The 19,217-nt window shown below is 73.1% G+C and carries 15 protein-coding genes; 7 read left to right on the top strand and 8 right to left on the bottom strand.

Annotation, left to right across the window (positions count from 1 at the left end; genetic code table 11):
- Positions 1-5: 5 nt before the first annotated feature.
- Positions 6-1,205 carry a bifunctional adenosylcobinamide kinase/adenosylcobinamide-phosphate guanylyltransferase gene (locus ACF089_RS14450; RefSeq protein WP_392025989.1) on the bottom strand — a complete coding sequence of 400 codons (1,200 nt, stop codon included), beginning with the start codon at positions 1,203-1,205 and terminating at the stop codon, positions 6-8.
- Positions 1,206-1,296: 91 nt separating this feature from the next.
- Here ACF089_RS14450 and ACF089_RS14455 point away from each other — a divergent pair, with 91 nt between their 5' ends.
- On the top strand, positions 1,297-1,503 hold the full coding sequence (locus ACF089_RS14455) for a hypothetical protein (protein ID WP_392025990.1): 207 nt from the start codon (positions 1,297-1,299) through the stop codon (positions 1,501-1,503).
- Between the two features lie 287 nt (positions 1,504-1,790).
- Here ACF089_RS14455 and ACF089_RS14460 read toward each other — a convergent pair whose 3' ends face one another.
- From ACF089_RS14460 to ACF089_RS14475, 4 genes are all read right to left on the bottom strand, one after another.
- The gene (locus ACF089_RS14460) at positions 1,791-2,909 is read right to left on the bottom strand and encodes a S1C family serine protease (protein WP_392025992.1); all 1,119 of its coding nucleotides are present in this window, start codon (positions 2,907-2,909) and stop codon (positions 1,791-1,793) included.
- 159 nt (positions 2,910-3,068) lie between these two features.
- Positions 3,069-4,922 carry an ABC transporter ATP-binding protein gene (locus ACF089_RS14465; protein WP_392025994.1) on the bottom strand — a complete coding sequence of 618 codons (1,854 nt, stop codon included), beginning with the start codon at positions 4,920-4,922 and terminating at the stop codon, positions 3,069-3,071.
- A gap of 129 nt (positions 4,923-5,051) precedes the next feature.
- Positions 5,052-5,780 carry a class I SAM-dependent methyltransferase gene (locus tag ACF089_RS14470; RefSeq protein WP_392026449.1) on the bottom strand — a complete coding sequence of 243 codons (729 nt, stop codon included), beginning with the start codon at positions 5,778-5,780 and terminating at the stop codon, positions 5,052-5,054.
- Positions 5,781-5,848: 68 nt separating this feature from the next.
- Entirely contained in the window at positions 5,849-6,445 is a 597-nt protein-coding gene (locus tag ACF089_RS14475; protein ID WP_392025996.1) for a DUF3043 domain-containing protein, read from the bottom strand.
- Positions 6,446-6,839: 394 nt separating this feature from the next.
- Between ACF089_RS14475 and ACF089_RS14480 the strand changes: the two genes are divergently transcribed.
- The 5 genes from ACF089_RS14480 (at position 6,840) to ACF089_RS14500 (ending at position 13,430) form a co-directional block, all read left to right on the top strand.
- Positions 6,840-7,643, top strand: a complete 804-nt coding sequence (locus ACF089_RS14480; RefSeq protein WP_392025998.1) for a PspA/IM30 family protein — start codon at positions 6,840-6,842, stop codon at positions 7,641-7,643.
- Between the two features lie 9 nt (positions 7,644-7,652).
- Positions 7,653-7,940: a hypothetical protein gene (locus ACF089_RS14485; RefSeq protein WP_392025999.1), complete on the top strand. Its 288-nt coding sequence runs from the start codon at positions 7,653-7,655 to the stop codon at positions 7,938-7,940.
- 266 nt (positions 7,941-8,206) lie between these two features.
- On the top strand, positions 8,207-9,448 hold the full coding sequence (locus ACF089_RS14490; protein WP_392026001.1) for a sensor histidine kinase: 1,242 nt from the start codon (positions 8,207-8,209) through the stop codon (positions 9,446-9,448).
- Positions 9,445-10,131 (top strand): response regulator, encoded by a 687-nt coding sequence (locus tag ACF089_RS14495; RefSeq protein ID WP_392026002.1) that lies wholly within the window; start codon positions 9,445-9,447, stop codon positions 10,129-10,131. Before ACF089_RS14490 ends, ACF089_RS14495 begins: the two co-directional genes overlap by 4 nt.
- Before the next feature lie 155 nt (positions 10,132-10,286).
- The gene (locus ACF089_RS14500) at positions 10,287-13,430 is read left to right on the top strand and encodes an efflux RND transporter permease subunit (protein WP_392026004.1); all 3,144 of its coding nucleotides are present in this window, start codon (positions 10,287-10,289) and stop codon (positions 13,428-13,430) included.
- A gap of 453 nt (positions 13,431-13,883) precedes the next feature.
- Here ACF089_RS14500 and ACF089_RS14505 read toward each other — a convergent pair whose 3' ends face one another.
- Both ACF089_RS14505 and nadA read right to left on the bottom strand, forming a co-directional pair.
- A complete protein-coding gene (locus ACF089_RS14505; protein WP_392026005.1) occupies positions 13,884-15,260 on the bottom strand; it encodes a Bcr/CflA family efflux MFS transporter in 1,377 nt (458 codons plus the stop codon).
- A gap of 264 nt (positions 15,261-15,524) precedes the next feature.
- The gene (nadA, locus tag ACF089_RS14510; protein WP_392026007.1) at positions 15,525-16,727 is read right to left on the bottom strand and encodes a quinolinate synthase NadA; all 1,203 of its coding nucleotides are present in this window, start codon (positions 16,725-16,727) and stop codon (positions 15,525-15,527) included.
- 273 nt (positions 16,728-17,000) lie between these two features.
- Between nadA and ACF089_RS14515 the strand changes: the two genes are divergently transcribed.
- Positions 17,001-17,357, top strand: a complete 357-nt coding sequence (locus tag ACF089_RS14515) for a HesB/IscA family protein (RefSeq protein WP_392026451.1) — start codon at positions 17,001-17,003, stop codon at positions 17,355-17,357.
- A gap of 139 nt (positions 17,358-17,496) precedes the next feature.
- On the opposite strand, the gene ACF089_RS14520 is transcribed toward ACF089_RS14515, so the two are convergent.
- Positions 17,497-19,110, bottom strand: a complete 1,614-nt coding sequence (locus ACF089_RS14520) for a hypothetical protein (RefSeq protein WP_392026009.1) — start codon at positions 19,108-19,110, stop codon at positions 17,497-17,499.
- Positions 19,111-19,217: the final 107 nt, after the last annotated feature.

Below are 19,217 nucleotides of genomic sequence, written 5' to 3' on the forward strand. Positions count from 1 at the left end.
CCGGCTCAGCTCCGGAGCACCAGAGCCTGCCCGGCGACCACCAGCAGCACCTGCTCGCACTCGGCGGCGAAGGCCGCGTTGAGCCGGCCCAGCTCGTCGCGGAAGCGCCGGCCGGAGGCGGTCGCGGGGACCACCCCCGAGCCGGCCTCGTTGGTCACCGCGACGACCGTGCGCGGGGTCTGCCGTACGGCGTCGATCAGCTCGGCGACCCGCTCGCGCAGCGCGCGCTCGCCCCGGGAGCGCCAGACCTCGTCGTCCCACGCCTCCGCCCGGTCCATCGCGTCCGTCAGCCAGAGCGAGAGACAGTCGATCAGCAGCGGGGGGCCGTCCTCGGCGAGCAGCGGGGCCAGTTCGCAGGTCTCGTCCGTACGCCAGGAGGCGGGGCGGCGCTCCCGGTGCAGATCGACCCGGTCCGCCCACTCGGCGTCGCCCTCGCGGCGGCCGCCCGTGGCCGCGTACACCACGTCGGGGAAGGTCTCCAGCCGGCGTTCGGCCTCCACCGACTTCCCGGAGCGGGCCCCTCCGGTGATCAGGGTGCGGCGCGGCACGTCCGGTACGGCGTGGTACTCGCCGACGATCAGCGTGGTGCCGTCCGGCACGGCGCGCGCGCCCGCCGCGGCCAGCCTGCGGTCCAGCTCGGGCCCGCCGGTCACATCGTGGTCCAGATGGACCGCGATCACATCGGTGGTCGCGCCGATCGCCCCCGCCGCGCGCAGCCGGGCGATCGCGTCCGGCCGCCCGACGACGTCGCCGACGACCATCTCGTACGCCGCCAGTCCCTCCGCCAGACCGGCGGGCGCGCCGCCCGGCGGGAGGTACAGCAGCCGGTCGCCCTCGGGCGAGGTGACCTCGTACCCGGTCCCGGGGTGGTCCATCGGCACGGCCCGCACCCGGTGTCCGCTGATCAGCGTCAGTACGCGCCCGTCGGGCACGCGCCCGGCCGACGGCAGCCCGGCGGGCACGTCCACGGCGGGCCCGTTGTGCGGGTGCGTCAGCAGCACCTGGCGTACGCCGACGAGCGAATGTCCGGCCCGCGCGGCGGCGAGGGCGGCCCCGGGCGTGAGGTCGAGCAGCAGCGCCCCGTCCACGAGCAGCGCGGTGGCGGCCCGCGCGCGGGCCCCTCGGGCGGCGGCGCAGACGGCGCAGGGGCAGTCGGGCCGGGGGAGACCGGACGGGGCGCCGGTGCCGAGCAGTGTCAGTTCCACACCCACGATCCTCCCGCGTCCGCGCGACCCGTGCGCGCCCGGCTACGCTGCGGGCAGGACAGAGATCGCTTCAGACCTCAAGGAGGCGGACATGGCATGGACGTGGCGGTTCGAGAAGTCCGACGGCACGGAGGTCCGGCCCGCGGTGGAGCCGGAGGAGTTCACGACCCAGGGTGACGCCGAGTCCTGGATCGGCGAGCACTGGAAGGATCTCCTGGAGGGCGGCGCCGAGCAGGTGACCCTCTCCGAGGACGCCACCAAGATCTACGGCCCCATGAGCCTCCAGGCCGCCGAGTAGCGGCGCCGTCGCCCCGGTCCGGCGCCGCGCCCGCGGGGCCGGACCGGGGGCGCGGGTTGTGAGGTTTCTGCGGTTTCTGAGGGCGCGGGGCCCGCGGGCGGCCCGGGACGCGGTGGGTCCCGGACGCGGTCGGCCCCGGACGCGAGCGCCGGGTGGCGGGTTTCGCCGGGTGGCCGGTGCCGGGTGCCGGGTTTCGCCGGGTGGCCGGTGCCGGGTGCCGGGTTTCGCCGGGTGGCGGGCGCGCCGGGTGTCTTCGGGCGTTGTCCGGCGTGGTCCCCGGGCGGGCGTCAGACCTCCCCGAGCGTCACCTCCGCCGTTCTCTCCTCCCCGTCCCGCACATACCCCACCACCACCTTCTCGCCCGGCTCGTCCGACGCGAGCGCCTCCGCGAGCGAGGTGATCGACGTGATCTCCTGCGACCCCACCTTGGTGATGATGTCCCCCGCCCGCAGGCCCGCCTTGTCCGCCGCCCCGCCCCTCACCACCTCCACCACCGCCGCCCCGGCGGGCTGATAGCTGTCGTCCAGCACGGTCCGCGCCGTGATCTCCAGCGCCGCCCGGCCCGAGTGCTCGACCTTCCCGGTCTCGATGATCTGGTCCGCCACCGTCGTCACCATCGACACCGGGATCGCGAACCCGATGCCCGGAGCGGCCCCCTCGCCGAGGTCCGGATCGGTCGCCGCCAGCGTCGGGATCCCGATCACCTCGCTGTCCAGATTGACCAGCGCGCCCCCGCTGTTGCCCGGGTTGATCGCCGCCGACGTCTGCACCATGTTCCCGATCGTCGCCCCGGTCCCGCCGTCCGTGGCGCTCTCGCTCACCGTGCGGCCGATGCCGGAGACGATCCCCTGGGTGACGCTGCTGGACAGCCCGAGCGGCGATCCCATCGCCAGCACGATCTGGCCCACGGCGACCTTCGACGAGTCGCCGAACCGGGCCGCCTTCAGCCCGGCGGGGACCCGCTCCAGCTTGATGACGGCCAGATCCTGCTCCGGGTAGGAGGAGACCAGTTTCGCGGTCAGCGGCTCCTCGCCCGTCGCCACGGTGACCAGGAACGACCGTCCCTCGCCCACCACATGGGCATTGGTGATCACATGGCCCCTGCTGTCGTAGACGATGCCCGAGCCCAGACTGTTCCCGGCCTCGATCTGCACGACGGACGGCAGTACGTCCTTGATCACGGTCTCGTAGTCGGTCTGCAGCTCGTTCACCGCGCGCGGCGGCGCGGCGCGCGTCGAGTTCTCCGGCTGCCGCCACGAGGACGACTCGGTCCGCTCGCCGGCCGGAGTCCCCGAGCAGCCGCCGAGGAGGACGGCCGCGCAGACCCCGGCCGCCAGCGACAGCGGCGTGCGCCGCCGGGGGCGGCGGGCGGGGCCGTGCGAGCGAGACCCAGGAGATATGTCCATGCCCGGAGTATCTCTTTCGCCCCGATCTGTCGGCATGTCATACGCCGCCGAACCGGTGACCGCGCCGCCCGGCCGGATCAGACCGCGCCCTGCTTCCGCCGCCCGCCCGGATCAGACCGCGCCCTGCTTCCGCCGCCCGCCCGGATCAGACCGCCCGGATCAGATCGCGCCCTGCTCCACCGCGCCGTGCTCCACCGTCGCCAGGAACTGCGTCGCCGCCAGCTCCCCGTACAGCGGATCGGCCGCCACCAGCTCCGCGTGCGTGCCCACCGCGCGCACCCGGCCCGCGTCCATCACCACGATCCGGTCCGCCAGCGTCACCGTCGACAGCCGGTGCGCCACCACCAGCACCGTCACCTCGCGCGACACCTCCGCGACCACGTCCCGCAGCGCCATCTCGTTCACCGCGTCCAGCTGCGAGGTCGCCTCGTCCAGGAGCAGCAGCCGGGGCCGCCGCAGCAGCGCCCGGGCTATCGCCACCCGCTGGCGCTCGCCGCCCGACAGCTTGGAGCCCCGGTGGCCCACCACCGTGTCCAGCCCCTCCGGCAGCCGGTCGACCAGCGCGTCGAGCCGGGCCCGGACGAGCACCTCGCGGATCTGCTCGTCCGTGGCGTCCGGCGCGGCGAAGACCAGATTCTCCCGCAGCGTCCCCGCCAGCACCGGGGCGTCCTGCTCGACATAGCCGATGGCCCCCCGCAGCCGGGCGGTCGGCCAGTCGCGCACATCCCGGCCGTCGATCAGGATCCGCCCGCCGTCCGCCTCGTAGAACCGCTCGATCAGGCCGAAGACAGTCGTCTTCCCCGCTCCCGACGGCCCCACGAACGCCGTCATCCCGGCCCCCGGCACCTCGAAGGAGACCCCGTGATGGACCGGCGGAAGATCGTCGCGATAGCTGAACGAGACATTCTCGAAGGTGACCGAGGCTCCGGAACCGGCCTCGCGGACGCCGCCGCCCGCCGCGCTCTTCGTACCCTTCGCGCCTTCGGCGCCTTCCGCCGGCTCCTCCGTGTCCTCCACGGCCAGCCGCTCCGCCTCGACGATCCGCGCGATGGCCGCCGAGCCCTCCTGGTACTGGGTCGCCGCCTCCACCAGCTTCGACACCGGGTCGATCAGATAGAAGAGGAAGAGCAGGAACGCCACCAGCGTGGAGACGGAGATCGCGCCGGAGGCCACCCGGGCCCCGCCGATGCCGAGGACCGCCAGGAAGGACACCTGTACCGCGAGCCCCACCGACGACCAGGCCACGGACTCCCACTTCGCGGACCGGACGCCGTGCCGCCACGCCTCCTCGGCCGCCGCCGAGATGACCGCCGTCTCGCGCTGCTCCGCGCCGGACGCCTTGACCGTGCGGTAGGCCCCGAAGGCCCGCTCCAGCCGGGTGGAGATCTCGCCCACCGCCTCCTGCGAGCGGGCGGTGGCCTCGGCGATCTTCGGCATGACCAGGGAGACGCACCCGCCGATCAGCACGATCACCCCGAGGGTGACCCCGAGCAGCACCATGTCCATCATGCCCATCAGCACGATGGTGGCGACGGCGGTGAGGCCGCCGGTGCCGGCCGCGACGATCGACTGGGTGGTGACCGCGCGCAGCAGGGTGGTGTCCGAGGAGATCCGGGACATCAGATCGCCCGGCTGGGACCGTTCCATCTCCGGCAGCCGCAGCCGCAGCAGCCGTCCGATCAGGGTCCGGCGGGCGGCCAGCACCACGGATTCGGCGGTACGGCTCAGGATGTAGCCGCCGGTCGCGTCGATCGCCGTGCCGAGCACCACCAGCGCGGTGAGCGCGATCAGGATCCCGGTGATCGATTCGTCGCCGCCGAGCCGTTCGACCAGCACCTTCGCGGCCAGCGGCTGGAGCAGTCCCGTGACGGCGCCGACGAGGGCGAAGCCCGCGCCCAGCGCGACCTGCCAGCGGTGCGGGCGGAAGTGCGTGTAGAGCGCGCGCCAGGTCTCCCCGGCGGAGAGTCTGGCCGTGGTCGGTTCATTCTTTTCGGTGGTTTCTGCCGTAGTCACTTGAGTAAGGACGCGGCGAAACGGCCCCTGCCTGACTCAGTGGCCACATGCGATGACATCGGCAGGACGGGGAGCCGGACAGGGGCCTCTCGAAGGCGTACGAAGGCCCCCCGGGGGAGGCGCGGGGGCTCAGGAGTCCCGGGCCCCGCACAGATGCAGCAGCGCGGCCACCCGGCGATACGGATCGGTGCGCCCGGCCCGGTCCTCCGCCGTCAGCAGCCGCTCCAGCGCCTCGGCGGCCGGCGGCGGGGCGTCGGCGCCCCAGCCGGTGAAGACCTGTATGCCGTACCAGGCGTGCAGCGGGGCGGCGATGCCCGCCAGGGTCGCGGTGAGCGCCTCCAGCCGGTCGGCGCGTACGCCCGTGCCGCGCCGGTCGGCGCCGGGGTCGAGCGCGTCGAGCGCGCCGTCCCAGTCGCCCGCGAGGCCGGGCCCCAGCGCCAGCGCGTCCGCGTTCCGCACCAGCAGGGAGAGCAGGCCGCGCGGGGCCAGCATCCGGGCCAGTCCGGCGAGCGTCGCGTCCGGCTCCTGCGACTCCATGAGCACCCGGTGGCAGAGGACCACGTCGAACGCGCCGGGGAGGAAGTGCACCCCGGTCTCCCGGCAGTCGCCCTCGACCAGCCGGACCCGCTCACGGATCCCCTCGGGCTCGGTGGCCAGCGTCTCGCGCGCGATGTGCAGCAGCGCGGCGTCCGCCTCCAGCCCGGTGACCTCGTGCCCGGCCCGGGCCAGCCGCAGCGCCTGCACGCCCCGGCCCATGCCGACGTCGAGGATCCGCAGCCGCTGTCCCACCGGGAAGCGGGCCGCTATCTGCTCGTCGAGCCGACGGGCCAGCAGCTCCTGCCGGACGATCTCCCGCAGTCCTTCGGCCGGGCCCGGGTCCTCCGGGCCGTCGGGCAGCGCTTCCGCGGCGCCCAGGGCCTCCGTACTCAGGGTCGCTCTCCGCGCTTGACCTGCGGCTTCGGCAGCCGGAGCCGGCGCATCTGGAGCGTACGCATCAGGGCGTAGGCGACCGCGCCGCGCTTGGGCTCGTCCGGGAAGCGCAGCTTCAGCTGCTTCTTCAGCCGGATGCCCAGGCCGATCGAGTCCACGACGATCATCACGATGACGCCGAGCCAGACCAGCAGCGCGATGTTCTGCAGCTGGCCCACCTGGATCATGCTCATGATCAAGATCAGCACCGCGAGCGGCAGGAAGAACTCCGCCACACAGAAGCGGGAGTCCACGAAGTCACGGGCGAATCGCCGCACCGGACCCCGGTCACGGGCCGGCAGATAGCGCTCGTCACCGCTGGCGAGCGCCTCTCGCTGGCGCGCCAGGTCCGCCCGCCGCGCCTCCCGCTGACGGCGCATGGCCGCCTTGCGGTCGAGCGGCTGCGTGGCGGCACGGCGGCGCTGGGTCTGGGCCTCACTCCGCTTGGGAGTGGGGCGGCCCTTCGGGGCCTCGGGGTCGCGGGGCTGCTGGGAGAGGTCGGCCGTCACCTTGTCGGTGGGGACCTTCTCTGTCTTGGCACGGCTACGGAACACAAAGCCCAAGGGTACGGGGTGGGACGCGGGGACCCAACGCCGGAGGGGAACGATCCGGCAACGCCCCGCGTCCTCACCGGTGCACGGGACGGGCGGGCGAGAGGGCCGGTGGGGCGGGGACCGGCGGCGCGAGGGCCCTGGATCAGCGGCGCGAAGGACCGGAACCGGCGGCGCGAAGGGCCGGGAGCGGGCCCCGGCGCCGGCGGTTTCGCGGCCTCGCCTGAGGGATTCCCTGACGGTCGTCTACTCCTTGCGCCGGATCAACGGCGCTGCGCAGTCGTCCTTGGGGATGAGCGCATCCGCGCCCGAACAGTGCGGTAATGGATGCAGGGCCCGTACTGTGGGTTCTGGAGTGCTGAAGCTGTAGTCCGTCAGAAGGGGGCGCGCGAAGCCCATGAGCGGTGTCATGAAGCGTATGGGGATGATCTTCCGCGCGAAGGCGAACAAGGCCCTTGACCGGGCCGAGGATCCGCGCGAGACCCTTGATTACTCCTACCAGAAGCAATTGGAGCTGCTCCAGAAGGTGCGCCGCGGGGTCGCCGACGTGGCGACCTCCCGCAAGCGCCTGGAGCTCCAGCTCAACCAGCTGCAGGGCCAGTCCTCCAAGCTGGAGGACCAGGGCCGCAAGGCGCTGGCGCTCGGCCGGGAGGACCTGGCGCGTGAGGCGCTCTCCCGCCGCGCCGCCCTCCAGCAGCAGGTCAGCGATCTGGAGACCCAGCACCAGACCCTCCAGGGCGAGGAGGAGAAGCTCACCCTGGCCGCCCAGCGGCTCCAGGCCAAGGTCGACGCCTTCCGCACCAAGAAGGAGACGATCAAGGCCACCTACACCGCCGCCCAGGCGCAGACCCGGATCGGCGAGGCCTTCTCCGGCATCTCCGAGGAGATGGGCGATGTGGGCCTGGCGATCCAGCGGGCCGAGGACAAGACCGCCCAGCTGCAGGCCAGGGCCGGGGCGATCGACGAGCTGCTGGCCTCCGGCGCCCTGGACGACCCGTCCGGGATGGCCAAGGACGACATCGCCGCCGAGCTGGACCGCATCTCCGGTGGTACTGATGTAGAGCTGGAGCTCCAGCGGATGAAGGCCGAGCTGGCGGGCGGCTCCGGCTCCTCGAAGCAGGCCATCGAGGGCGGCGGCGCCACTCCGCAGGACGCCCCCGGGCAGCAGAGCGGCACCAGGCCCAACTTCGACAAGCAGTAGGGACTCGTCATGATCGTTCGGATCATGGGGGAGGGTCAGGTGAGACTGGCGGACAGCCATCTCGCCGAACTCGACAAGCTCGACGACGAGCTGCTCGCCGAGATGGAGCGCGGGGACGGTCCGGGATTCCGCCGGACGCTCGCCGCGCTCCTGGACAAGGTCCACGACCTCGGCGAGCCGCTTCCGGACGACGCCCTGGAGCCCTCCGGGCTGATCCTCCCGGGTCCGGACGCGACCCTGGAGGACGTCAGGGAGCTGCTCGGCGACGAAGGGCTGATCCCCGGCATCCCCGGCTGACGTTTCCCGTACCCGGCCGGAGGCTCCCGCCGACCGGTTGACGGCTCCCGTACGGCCGTACGCCCCCGGGCCCGTACAGCCGGCCGTACGCCCCCCGGGCCCGCCCGGTACGTACTGCGGCCCGCCCGGAACACCCCCCCCGGGCCCGCCCGGGGAAGCCCCGCACTCCACCGCACCGCCCCGTCTCCCGGCCCCAGGGCCCGGCGGCGGGGCGGTGCGCGTACCGGCCGGGGCCCGGCCGCCGACACGCCGTAACGTTGCCCGACGTGACCTCACTCGCCACCGGGCTCGCCCGCACCCAGCGATGGCTCCGCGTCCACCCGATGGCGCTCGACGGCGCGCTCGCCGCCGTCGTCCTGGTCGCCATGATCATCGGCTCCCTCGCCGTCAGCGGAGTGCACGGACCCGAGTTCGGCAACCGCACCCCCGCCCTGCGCAGTGTGGTCCTGATGGTGCTCGTCTCCGCCGCCCTGGTGGCGCGCCGGCGCAATCCCATGGGCGTCCTGGTCTTCACCAGCGTGCTGTCCGTCGTCGAACTGAGCTTCGGCGACCCGTCGGCCCCGGTCACCATGGGCGCCGTGATCGCGCTCTACACCGTCGCCTCCCGCACCGACCGGCCCACCACCTGGCGGGTCGGGCTGCTCACCATGACCGGGCTCACCGGCACCGCCATGTTCTTCGGCCCCAGCCCCTGGTACACCCAGGAGAACCTCGGCATCTTCGCCTGGACCGGCATGGCCGCAGCCGCCGGAGACGCCGTCCGCAGCCGCCGGGCCTTCGTCGACGCCATCCGCGAACGCGCCGAACGCGCCGAACGCACCCGCGAGGAGGAGGCCCGCCGCCGGGTCGCCGAGGAACGGCTCCGGATCGCCCGCGACCTCCACGACGTCGTCGCCCACCACATAGCCCTGGTCAATGTGCAGGCGGGCGTGGCCGCCCATGTCATGGACAAACGCCCCGACCAGGCCAAGGAAGCGCTCTCCCACGTCCGCGAGGCCAGCCGCTCCGCCCTCAACGAACTGCGCGCCACCGTCGGACTGCTCCGCCAGTCCGGCGACCCGGAGGCCCCCACCGAACCGGCCCCCGGCCTCGGCGTCCTCGACGAACTGGTGCTCACCTTCCGCCAGGCCGGACTGCCCGTCGAAGTCGCCCGCGCCGACGACGGCATCCGTCCGCCCGCCGCCGTCGACCTCGCCGCGTACCGGATCATCCAGGAGGCGCTGACCAATGTGCGCAAACACGCCGGCCAGGGCGCCCGCGCCGAGGTGAGCGTCATCCGGGTCGGACACACCCTGGAGGTCACCGTCCTCGACGACGGCAGACCCCAGGAGCCCGACGGCCCCGCGCCCCTGGGCGACGAGGACGCCGAGGGCGGCCACGGCCTCCTCGGCATGCGCGAACGCGTCGGCGCGCTCGGCGGCCGGCTCAGCGCGGGACCCCGGTACGGCGGCGGCTTCCGGGTGCAGGCGATACTGCCCCTCACGGCCCGGACGGGGGAGGACGCATGACGATCAGGGTGCTGCTCGCCGACGACCAGACACTGCTGCGCAGCGCGTTCCGGATCCTGGTCGACTCGGAACCCGACATGGAGGTCGTCGCGGAGGCGGCCGACGGCGCGCAGGCCGTCGAACTCGCCCGCACCGAACGGGCCGACGTCGTCCTGATGGACATCCGGATGCCCGGCACCGACGGACTCGCCGCCACCCGCATGATCACCGCCGACCCCGGACTCTCCCGGGTCCGCGTGGTCATGCTCACCACCTTCGAGGTGGACGAGTACGTGGTCCAGTCCCTGCGCGCCGGGGCCTCCGGCTTCCTCGGCAAGGGCGCCGAACCGGAGGAACTGCTCAACGCCATACGCATAGCCGCCGCCGGCGACGCCCTGCTCTCCCCGGTCGCGACCAAGGGCCTCATCGCCAGATTCCTCGCCCAGGGCGGCCGCCACGACGAGGCCGAGCGGGCCGAGGCGTACTCCCAGCGGCTGAGCGCCCTCACCGTCCGCGAACGCGAGGTGCTCGTCCTCGTCGCCGGCGGCCTCTCCAACGACGAGATCGCCGAGAGGCTCCAGGTCAGTCCGCTCACCGTCAAAACCCATGTGAACCGGGCGATGGCCAAATTGAGCGCCCGGGACCGGGCCCAACTGGTCGTCATAGCCTATGAATCGGGCCTGGTCCGTCCAAGGGTGGAGTGAATCCCCGGCGCGGTGTACTGCGGCTGCGGTATGGCCGAGATAAAGAAACGGGACCTGGGGCCGAGGGGCGAGCCCTTCTCATGGCAGATCGTATAAGCGCGGGCCTCCGACCCCGCCCGCCCTGCCTGCCGCGCACGCCACAGAAGAGAGACCCCATGTCCTGGCTGTCCAAATTCAGCCTGTCGCAACGTGCCCTCATAGGACTGATCTCGCTGGTGGCGATCGCCTTCGGAGCGATCGCCATCCCCCAGCTGAAGCAGCAGCTCCTGCCCTCCATCGAGCTTCCGATGGTCTCTGTGATCGCCCCCTATGAGGGCGCCTCTCCCGATGTGGTCGAGAAGCAGGTCGTCGAACCCCTCGAAAGCACCCTCGAAGCCGTCGACGGCATCAAGGGCATCACCTCCACGGCCAGCGAGGGCAGCGCCGTGATCATGGCCAGCTTCGAGTACGGGGACGGGGCCAAGCAGCTCGTCGCCGACGTCCAGCAGGCGGTGAACCGAGCCCGCGCCCAGCTCCCCGGCGACGTCGACCCGCAGGTCGTCGCCGGATCCACCGACGACATCCCCACCGTCGTCCTCGCCATCACCTCCCAGAAGGACCAGCAGGCCCTCGCCGACCAGCTGGAGCGCACCGTCGTCCCCGCCCTGGAGGACATCGAGGGCGTCGGCCAGGTCTCCATCGACGGCGTCCGGGACCTCCAGGTCTCCGTCACCCCCGACGACGCGGCCCTCGCCCGGGCGGGCCTGAACACCGCCGCCCTCGCCGAGGCGCTGCGCGCGGGCGGCGCGACCGTCCCCGCCGGCTCCTTCTCCGAGGACGGCGAGAGCCGCACCGTCCAGGTCGGCGGCGGCTTCACCGATCTGAAGCAGATCGAGGACCTGAGGATCGCCCCCGCGCCGCCCGCCAAGGGCAAGCCGGTGCGCCTCGGCTCCGTCGCCACCGTGAAGCAGACGCCGTCCACCGCCGTCTCCCTCACCCGCACCAACGGCGACGAGAGCCTCGCCGTCCTCGCCACCATGGACAACGACGGCAGCGCCGTCGCCATCTCCGACGCCGTCCGGGACAAGCTCCCCGGCCTCAGCGACGACCTCGGCGACGGCGCCGAGATCGCCGTCGTCTCCGACCAGGGACCCGCGGTCTCCAAGTCGATCTCCGGCCTCACCACCGAGGGCGCGCTCGGCCTGGTCTTCGCCGTACTGGTGATCCTGGTCTTCCTCGCCTCCCTGCGCTCGACCCTGGTCACCGCGGTCTCCATCCCGCTCTCCGTCGTCCTCGCGCTGATCGTGCTGTGGACGCGCGACCTCTCGCTCAACATGCTCACCCTCGGCGCGCTCACCATCGCCATCGGCCGGGTCGTCGACGACTCGATCGTGGTCCTGGAGAACATCAAGCGCCACCTCGGCTACGGCGAGGAGCGCCACGGCGCGATCGTCACCGCCGTCAAGGAGGTCGCCGGAGCGGTCACCGCCTCCACCCTGACCACCGTCGCCGTCTTCCTGCCGATCGGCCTCTCCGGCGGCATGATCGGCGAGCTGTTCGGCTCGTTCTCGCTCACCGTCTCCGCCGCCCTGCTGGCCTCGCTGCTGGTCTCGCTGACCGTGGTGCCGGTGCTCTCCTTCTGGTTCCTGCGCGCCCCCAAGGCCGTCCGCGGGATGGACCCGGACGAGGCCCGCCGTATCGCGGAGGAGAAGGAGGAGCGCAGCAAGCTCCAGCGCGCCTACATCCCCGTGCTCCGCTTCGCGACCCGCCGCCGGATCACCAGCGTCGTCCTCGCCGCCGTCATCCTCGTCGGCACCTTCGGCATGGCCGGACTGCTCAAGACGAACTTCTTCGACCAGGGCGAGCAGGAGGTCATGTCCATCAAGCAGGAGCTGCCCCCGGGCACCTCCCTGGACGCCGCCGACGCGGCCGCCGCGAAGGTCGAGAAGGTCCTCGCCGGGGTCGACGAGATCGAGAACTACCAGGTCACCGTCGGCTCCTCGGGCTTCATGGCCGCCTTCGGCGGCGGCACCGGCGCCAATCAGGCCTCGTACCAGATGACGCTCAAGGGCGCGGGCGACTACGAGCGGACCCGCGATCGCATCGAGGCCGAGCTGGCGAAGCTGAAGGGCGTCGGCGACACCACGATCGCGGCCGGCGACGGCTTCGGCAGCCAGGATCTGAGCGTCGTGGTCAAGGCCGCCGACCCGGGCACCCTCAAGGAGGCCTCCGAGGCCGTCCGCAAGGAGGTCGCCGGACTCGACGACGTCACCGACGTCCAGAGCGACCTGGCGCAGAGCATCCCCAGGATCTCGGTCAAGGGCAACGCCAAGGCCGCCGAGGCGGGCTTCACCGAGAGCGCCCTCGGCATGGCCGTCGGCCAGGCGGTCCGCGGGACCCCGGCCGGCAAGGCCGTCCTCGGCGACACCGAGCGCGATGTCGTCATCACCTCGGCCAAGCCCGCCAAGACCCTCGCCCAGCTGCGCGAGCTGCCCCTCGGCCCGGTCAAGCTCGGCCAGATCGCCACGGTCGAGCTGGCGCCCGGCCCGGTCTCGATGACCCGTATCGACGGCGCCCGCGCCGCGACCGTCACCGCCAAGCCGACCGGCGACAACACGGGCGCGGTCTCCACCGCGCTCCAGTCGAAGCTGAAGTCCCTCGATCTGCCGGAGGGCGCGACCGCCTCCATCGGCGGTGTCTCCGAGGACCAGGACGAGGCCTTCGCCTCGCTCGGACTGGCGATGCTCGCCGCGATCGCGATCGTCTTCATGCTGCTGGTCGCCACCTTCCGCTCGCTGATCCAGCCCCTGATCCTGCTGGTCTCCATCCCGTTCGCGGCGACCGGCGCGATCGGCCTGCTGATCGCGACCGGCACCCCGATGGGCGTCCCGGCGCTGATCGGCATGCTGATGCTCATCGGCATCGTGGTCACCAACGCGATCGTCCTGATCGACCTGATCAACCAGTACCGCGCCCAGGGGTACGGAGTGGTCGAGGCGGTCGTCGAGGGCGGGCGGCACCGGCTGCGCCCGATCCTGATGACGGCCCTGGCGACGATCTTCGCCCTGCTCCCGATGGCGCTCGGCGTCACCGGCGAGGGCGGCTTCATCGCCAAGCCGCTGGCGATCGTCGTGATCGGCGGTCTGATCAGCTCCACGCTGCTGACGCTGCTGCTGGTGCCGACGCTGTACGCGATGGTCGAGCTGCGCAAGGAGCGCCGCGCCGGCAAGAAGGCCGCCAAGCGCGCCGGAAAGCCGGACGACCCGACCGCCCCCGACACCTCGACCGACTCCCCCCACCCCACCCCCGCCAACGCCTGACCCTCCCCCACCCGCCCCAGGACGCCCGGCCCACCCCCACCCAAGGGGCCACGCCGGGCGTCCGCCCTATATCCCCTCCCCCAAGCCACGCCCTCCGCCCCACCGGAGGCACCACCCCCACCACCCCCAGCCCATCCGGGGACCACCCCAGCCCGTCCGGCGTTTGAGGACCGGCCCCGCGCCCCGGGCCGCCCGCACCAGACACTCAAGTCCAGCCCACCCCGGGGCTCCGCCCCGTACCCGGCTCCTCAATCGCCGGAGGGGCTGAGATTCCCACGGCTGCCCGCACGGGACACTCGAGTCCGGCCCGCCCCGGGGCTCCGCCCCGTACCCGGCTCCTCAATCGCCGGAGGGGCTGAGATTCCCACGGCTGCCCGCACGGGACACTCGAGTCCGGCCCACTGCGGGGCTCCGCCCCGTACCCGGCTCCTCAATCGCCGGAGGGGCTGAATCTCAACAGCCCGAGGGACGGCAAACCCGAGCAAACCCAGCCCGTCCGGCGATTGAGGACGGACCTGTGCCCGGGCCGCCCGGCATGGACCGTCTCCTCGCCCTGTGCGGGCCCCTCCAACCCGCGCGGCTCGTCATCTCCCCCGCCGTGGGCAGCAAACCCAGCCCGTCCGGCGCCTGAGGACCACCCCGGCCCCGGGCTCCCGCGCGGAACCCGGCCCCGGGCCCCGGGGGCCCGTCACCGAACCCCACCCCCAGGAGCCCCGTCACCGCGCACACCGTCATCACCCCGAACGTCACCCCCGCCTCATCCCCCGCCAGCGGCGCCACCCCCGCGCCCACCGCGCTCTGCACCGTCCCCAGCAGCGCAGACCCGACCCCCGCCGCCCCCGGCACCCGGCCGATCGCCAGCGCGGCCGCGTTGGCGAACGCGAGGCCGACGCCCGCGCACGCCACCCCCAGCAGCGCCAGGCACAGCGCCGTCGACAGCACCCCGCCCACCGTCGCGAGCAGCAGCGACACGCTCGCCGCCAGCAGCGCCCACACCCCGGTGAGCAGCAGCGCCCGCGCCCCCACCCGTACCACCAGCCGCGCGCCCACCGCGCCCGCCGCCGCCGTCGCCGCGCCCCCGCCGCCGAAGGCCGCGGCCGACTCGCCGACGCCGAGCCCCAGCTCGTTCTGGAACAGGAAGGGCGAGCCGGCGACGTAGCAGAACAGCGCCCCGAACGAGAAGGCGAACGCCAGGGTGTAGCCGACGTACGGCCGGTCGCGCGCCACCTCCCGCGCGGAGGCCGCGAGCCGCCGGAGCCCCCCGGCCCGCCGCCGTTCCGGGGGCAGGCTCTCCGGTACGCCGAGGGCGACCGCGACCGCCACCGCCGAGGCCACGGCGGTCAGCGCCCAGAACACCCCGCGCCAGCCGAGGGCCCCGGCGACCGCGCCGCCCGCGAGCGGGGCGACGACCGGGGCGACGGCCCCGAGCGTCATCAGCAGGGCCAGCAGCCGGGCGGCCGAGGCCCCCTGGGCGACGTCGGAGACCACGGCCCGCCCCACCACGATCCCGGCGGCCCCGCCGAACCCGGCGGCGAACCGCCCGGCGACCAGCCACTCCAGGGTCGGCGCGACGGCGCAGAGCGCGGTGGCCCCGGCGCATCCGACGGCCCCGGCCAGCAGCGGCCGCCGCCGCCCGTACCGGTCGGAGAGCGGGCCGAACACCAGATGCCCGAGTGTCATCCCCACCAGGAAGGCGGTCAGGGTGAGCTGCGCCCCGGACGCGTCGGTCCCCAGCTCCCGGGCCATCCGGGGCAGGGCCGGCAGATACATGTCGGTCGACAGCGGACCGATCACACACAACAGCGCGAGCGCGCCGGTCAACGACGGCATGACGGAGTGAACCCCCACCCAGGGACGGGACGACAGGACGACAGCGGAAGGCCGGTGGGGGAGAGGCGCCCGGAAGAGGGGCGGAGGGCGGAGCGGGACGGGAGAGGCCCCGGTCGAGAACGCCCGGACGGCGCTCCGCGCCCGCGTCCCGGGGACGCCGCGCCGAGAGCCCGTGACACGGAACGCTAACCGCCGCCCCCGGGAAAGCCAAGGGCGCCCCGGCCGGAATCGGCCGGGGCGCCCGAGGTCGCCGGGGAAGCGGCGCTACGGCAGCGCCAGCATCCGCTCCAGCGCCAGCTTCGCGAAGCTCTCCGTCTCCCGGTCCACCTGGATCCGGTTGACGAGCGTGCCCTCCGCGAGCGACTCCAGCGCCCAGACCAGATGCGGCAGATCGATCCGGTTCATGGTCGAGCAGAAGCAGACCGTCTTGTCGAGGAAGACGACCTCCTTGTCGGGGTGCGCCTTCGCCAGCCTCCGCACCAGATTCAGCTCGGTGCCGATCGCCCACTTGGAGCCGGCCGGGGCCGCGTCCAGCGCCTTGATGATGTACTCGGTCGAGCCGACCTCGTCCGCCGCCGCCACGACCTCGTGCTTGCACTCCGGGTGCACCAGGACCCGTACCCCCGGTATCCGGGCGCGGACGTCCTCGACCGACTCCAGCGAGAACCGGCCGTGCACCGAGCAGTGCCCGCGCCAGAGGATCATCTTGGCCGCGCGCAGCTGCTCGACGGTCAGCCCGCCGTTCGGCTTGTGCGGGTTGTAGAGGACGCAGTCGTCGAGCGAGAGGCCCATGTCCCGGACGGCGGTGTTCCGCCCGAGGTGCTGATCGGGCAGGAAGAGCACCTTCTCGCCCTGCTCGAAGGCCCAGTCCAGGGCCCGCTTGGCGTTGGAGGAGGTGCAGATGGTGCCGCCGTGCTTGCCGGTGAACGCCTTGATGTCCGCCGAGGAGTTCATGTACGACACGGGTACGACCTGCTCGGCCACCCCCGCGTCGGTCAGCACGTCCCAGCACTCCGCGACCTGCTCGGCCGTCGCCATGTCCGCCATGGAACAGCCGGCGGCCAGGTCCGGCAGCACGACCTTCTGCGCGTCCGAGGTGAGGATGTCCGCGGACTCCGCCATGAAGTGGACGCCGCAGAAGACGATGTACTCGGCCTCCGGCCGCGCCGCCGCGTCCTTCGCCAGCTTGAAGGAGTCGCCCGTGACATCGGCGAACTGGATGACCTCGTCACGCTGGTAGTGATGGCCCAGGACGAAGACCTTGCTCCCGAGCTTCTCCTTGGCCGCGCGGGCGCGCTCCACCAGATCCGGGTCGGAGGGGGAGGGCAGATCGCCCGGGCACTCCACCCCGCGCTCGCTCCTGGGGTCGGCCTCGCGGCCGAGCAGCAGCAGGGCGAGCGGCGTCGGCTGTACATCGAGCACGTCCTGCTGCTCCGTACGGGGCTGGGCGGTGGTCACGACACACACCCTTTCTTTTTCTGCGCAGACCTTTTCGTCTATTTGACGTTATCTATCATAACCGGTTCACGTCACTTTGACGATGGCCATAGCGTCGATGTGACGCACCCCCGGGCCGCCGGACCGTGTGCCCGGGCGGGGGTGTGTGCGAGCATGAAAGGGAAAGAACGCACCACGGTCCGGAATGAATCCGCGATCGCGCCGGTTGCAATCGTCGGCAAGCAGTCTCCGTACTTCCCCTGCCTCCGCTGGGGAGACCCCATCCCGGGAGTGATGAAGCAGATGTCCGTATCGGACGAGACCACCACCGTGAGCGACGGCATCCTCCTGTCCGACGCCGCCGCGGCCAAGGTGAAGGCCCTGCTGGACCAGGAAGGCCGGGACGATCTGGCGCTGCGCGTCGCCGTTCAGCCCGGTGGCTGCTCGGGCCTGCGCTATCAGCTGTTCTTCGACGAGCGTTCGCTCGACGGCGACGTCCTCAAGGACTTCGACGGCGTCAAGGTCGTCACCGACCGGATGAGCGCGCCCTACCTCGGCGGCGCCTCCATCGACTTCGTGGACACCATCGAGAAGCAGGGCTTCACCATCGACAACCCCAACGCCACGGGATCCTGCGCCTGTGGAGACTCCTTCAGCTAGCCGGTCGCCGGGCTCGCCCCGGCCGCGACGAAAGGCGGCGGTCCCTCCCTCGGAGGGGCCGCCGCCTTTCGCCGCTCACCGGTCGGGCCGGGCCGCCCCCCGGTCGGGAGGGCCGCGCCCGGGGCCCGGGCCGCCCGTCTCAGCCGCCCGCCGGGGCGACCCGCTTCCCGCTGTCCGCGTCCACGACCTCGCGGTTGCCCAGCGGCTTCGCCAGCGTCACCGTCTTCTTGATCTCCTTCGCCAGCGCGATGCAGTTCTCACCGGGCTTCAGCTCCGGCTCGACGATCCGCACCGTCACCCGGTCACCGCTCTCCGACGCGGTCGCCCGGTACTCGCCGCAGACCCCGCCCCAGAAGGCGACCGTCAGCGACCGGCCCTCCGCGCTGTACGACAGGATCCGGCTGTCCCCGGACGACGGGGTCTCCGAGGGCGGCGGGTCCTGCGGGACGGTCGGCTCCTTCGGCGGCACCGACGGCTCCCGGAGGTACGAGGGCTCCACCGCGGGCTCGACCACCGTGTACGCCGGCATCCCGCCGCGCGGCTCGGCCCGGAACAGCCAGGACGGCACCAGCGTCTGCCGCCCGTCCGAGAACTGGCTGGAGAGCGCGAAGGACGCCTCGGTGACCTCGACCTTCTTCCGCGCGGAGGGCGGGACCGGGGAGGTCCCGCCACGGCACGGATTCGCCTCGGCCTTCGCGTTCCGCCCGGTGTTCTGCCCCGTGCTCTGCCCGTTGCTCTGCTCCGCGGTCCGCTCCGTGCTCTGCTCCGCGCCCTTCAGCGGCGCCGCCGAGGCGCACGCCTCGGGCCCGCAGGGGACCTGGGCCCCGGAGTCGCCGGCCCCGGGCAGCCGGGGCGCGCAGCCGGGGGTGTGGGCCGTGCTGTCGCCGTCGCCGCCGGGGCCCGCGTTCAGCCGGTCGAGCGTGTCGGCCGCCGAGAGCACCGGGTACTCGTCGCCCTTCTCCGGCTGCTTCAGATTCCCGGCGGCGCGCACCACCCGCCCGTCCGCGCCGATCTGCAGATCGGTGGACCAGCCGTACGTCGGCAGCCCGCCGACCACCGGGTCGGCGTTGACCACCCGTACCGAACCGATCGTCTGCCGCGCGTCGAGACGGGCGTCGGCCTGGCCGAGCGCCTTGAGCACCGGGGCGGCGGCCTCCTTCGCGGCCCGCTCGCTCGGCGGGGCGCCGGTGTCGCTCGCGCCGCCGTCGCCCTCCGGGCAGTCCTTGCCTCGGTGGCAGTCGTCGCCCCGGGGGGAGAGGACGTACGTCCAGGCGCCCGGCGCGGCCTCGGTGATCCGCAGCAGGGGCTCCGTACCGTCCCCGCCGGACCCGATCGTCCACTCCTGGCCCGCCGAGCGCGGCGCGCCCGGCAGCTTCAGCGCCTCGGCGAGCCGGGCCGCCTCGTCCGCCGAGACCGTGCCCGTCGCCCGGTAGACCGGGGCCCGCTCCGGGCCCGCGGGCAGCTCGCCCGAGGCCTCGTAGAGCACCCTGCCGGAGGGATCCGGCTCACCCGGCGCGATTCTGGCCGATTCTCGCTGTCCCTGTCCCGGGTCGATCGCGAGCCGGGGCGGGGTCTTCCCGGCCGCGCCGCTCTTGGCGTCCGCCCGGTCACCGCCGTCCCCGTTCGCGCCGAAACCCGCCGTGGCGAAGTAGGCGCTGCCGCCTCCCGCGATCAGAACCACCGCCGCCACCGCGGCGATGAGCGGGGTACGCCGGCGAGGTGGCCTGTCGTGCGTGCTCTCCGTACTGCTCACCGCATCGCTCCTTCTCCTACCGTCCCGGCGGCCCGGGGCCCTGATGGGACGGAGCAAAGGCGCGCCCGGTTCCCCGGACGCCGTTTCGGCACGGTTCGCGCGCGGAA

Source organism: Streptomyces sp. NPDC014894, assembly GCF_043080985.1.
Taxonomy (GTDB): domain Bacteria; phylum Actinomycetota; class Actinomycetes; order Streptomycetales; family Streptomycetaceae; genus Streptomyces.

What these genes read in the sequence shown, in the direction of transcription:
- ACF089_RS14480 (WP_392025998.1), top strand. Translation starts at nt 6,840, where the DNA reads ATGAGCGGTGTCATGAAGCGTATGGGGATGATCTTCCGCGCGAAGGCG.
- ACF089_RS14515 (WP_392026451.1), top strand. Translation starts at nt 17,001, where the DNA reads ATGTCCGTATCGGACGAGACCACCACCGTGAGCGACGGCATCCTCCTG.
- ACF089_RS14500 (WP_392026004.1), top strand. Translation starts at nt 10,287, where the DNA reads ATGTCCTGGCTGTCCAAATTCAGCCTGTCGCAACGTGCCCTCATAGGA.
- ACF089_RS14485 (WP_392025999.1), top strand. Translation starts at nt 7,653, where the DNA reads ATGATCGTTCGGATCATGGGGGAGGGTCAGGTGAGACTGGCGGACAGC.
- ACF089_RS14455 (WP_392025990.1), top strand. Translation starts at nt 1,297, where the DNA reads ATGGCATGGACGTGGCGGTTCGAGAAGTCCGACGGCACGGAGGTCCGG.
- ACF089_RS14505 (WP_392026005.1), bottom strand. Translation starts at nt 15,260, where the DNA reads ATGCCGTCGTTGACCGGCGCGCTCGCGCTGTTGTGTGTGATCGGTCCG.
- ACF089_RS14460 (WP_392025992.1), bottom strand. Translation starts at nt 2,909, where the DNA reads ATGGACATATCTCCTGGGTCTCGCTCGCACGGCCCCGCCCGCCGCCCC.
- ACF089_RS14495 (WP_392026002.1), top strand. Translation starts at nt 9,445, where the DNA reads ATGACGATCAGGGTGCTGCTCGCCGACGACCAGACACTGCTGCGCAGC.